At 42.2% G+C, this 1,589-nt stretch carries 3 protein-coding genes; all 3 read right to left on the reverse strand.

All coding sequences use genetic code 11. The annotated features are described in order from the left end of the window. Nucleotides 1-447: 447 nt before the first annotated feature. Complete coding sequence (locus GXZ17_RS03260) at nt 448-942, reverse strand: hypothetical protein (protein ID WP_409375858.1); 495 nt, start codon at nt 940-942, stop codon at nt 448-450. Further along, entirely contained in the window at nt 939-1,241 is a 303-nt protein-coding gene (locus GXZ17_RS03265; RefSeq protein WP_409375859.1) for a UPF0175 family protein, read from the reverse strand. The genes GXZ17_RS03260 and GXZ17_RS03265 overlap by 4 nt, the downstream gene beginning before the upstream one ends. Nucleotides 1,242-1,420: 179 nt before the next feature. Continuing rightward, nucleotides 1,421-1,576 carry a type II toxin-antitoxin system HicB family antitoxin gene (locus GXZ17_RS03270; protein WP_409375860.1) on the reverse strand — a complete coding sequence of 52 codons (156 nt, stop codon included), beginning with the start codon at nt 1,574-1,576 and terminating at the stop codon, nt 1,421-1,423. Between the last annotated feature and the right edge of the window lie 13 nt (nt 1,577-1,589).

The raw sequence follows: 1,589 nt of genomic DNA on the forward strand, positions 1-1,589 counted from the left end.
ATTCAGGGGTGACGACCTCCCCCGCCGTCATGCCTGAAATCCCTAATCAGGCATCCAAGTCTTTGCTTTTTCCTTTTGTCCTTCTATTGGTAATCATAGGGATGTCTCCTTCCATTATTTGGATTCCTGATAAAGACACTCAGGAATGACAGATAAGGTGATGATAGAGGCATTCAGGAATGACGGACAACGAGATTGATAGAACCATTCAGGGGTGACGACGCGGAGGCTTTTCCTCCGGGTTATTTTTGATCTTTTTCCTTTGTCTTTTTGTGTTTTTGTTCTTTTGTCTTTTCGGGGTTTATAAGGGGGCAGCGCCCCTTTATAGTTCTGCGCCGCAGGCTACCTGTTTCTCTCCCAGTGCTTTTTTATTTAAGTCCTTGCTTTTTCGGGGGGTTATAGGGGGGATAAGCTTCCCCCTATCGATGTACCGTGATTTTCTTGTGCTCATTCTATCTCCTCAAATATATCTCTTTCCGCTTCTCGGCTTACTGCAAGGTTGTCGGCTTCCTTTATCTTTGCAAGCATCTCTCTTACTTCTTCCTTGCTTTTAATATTTTTCTTCCAGAGAGTTTTTAAAATCGCCTGGAGCGAGATAACAAAAACACCCTCTCTCTTTGCAAATTCTCTCGCCTTTATGTCATTGGTGGCAAATACAGCCCCTTCTTTTTTACAATAGGCGATGGCTTCGAGCTCTCCTTTACCCAGGGTAAAGTTGTGTTGAAATCTTTCGTATTCCTCCAGTGCTTCTTTACTTAATGGTACTGTCTTTACTCTGGATAGGACTTTTAAGGGGAAGGAGTAGCCGTACTCAAGAGGTGCGGAGATTTCGTCTCTTATCTTCGGTGTTACCGCTATTTTCTCATCAAAAAGATGGCTCAATGTTCCAATCTCATCTACTTTTGCAAACATACTCAGGATATCGGTATCGAAAATAATCATCCTTCTAAAATTTTCTTGGTCTCCTGGTCAAGCTCGTCTGCCGTTATATCGGGGACAGGGATTTTAATGCCTCTGCTTTTGAGAAGCTCCTTAAAATCCTCTATATTTAATCCACCAATTTCAGAGGCCCGGGCAAGAGATACCTCTCCTTTTTTATATAGCTCCGCTGCTACATCCACTCTTAATTCTGGTTTTTCCCTGATAAGAGCTCGCAAAGCGTCTTCTATAAGCTCTTTTCTGCTGGAATATCTTCCTGACTCAACCAGTACCTCTTCTATTTTATTCAATACCATTTCCATCTTCTCACCTCCTTCTTACGTCTCAAGATTTCAGGAGACTATAAAATTTCTTATAATCTGTGTCTTGTCATTAACCTGGTGGCTCAATCTTTCCTTGGTTTTTATATCTTGTATCCCTTATCTTGTATAAAAAGAGACGGCGAAATCACATTAAACGCTGCTTGTGGGTTTCAGGCCTCCTATACTACTATATTAAGGTTAATCCCCCCAATTGAGGGAAGCTGGTCTCCGTTGCGAAGTTTTAAGACTATCCACTCTTCCAGGACTTCCTTTAGTACATCGCGACATTCCTCCAGAGTTTTTTCATTTGCCCATACACCAGGACAGGAAGGAATCTCTCCAAAGAAT

The sequence above is a fragment of the Candidatus Sordicultor fermentans genome (assembly GCF_012728195.1).
Lineage (GTDB): Bacteria > Atribacterota > Atribacteria > Atribacterales > Caldatribacteriaceae > Sordicultor > Sordicultor fermentans.

Coding starts and splice junctions, on each gene's coding strand:
- GXZ17_RS03260 (WP_409375858.1), bottom strand. CDS start 942: ATGATTATTTTCGATACCGATATCCTGAGTATGTTTGCAAAAGTAGAT.
- GXZ17_RS03265 (WP_409375859.1), bottom strand. CDS start 1,241: ATGGAAATGGTATTGAATAAAATAGAAGAGGTACTGGTTGAGTCAGGA.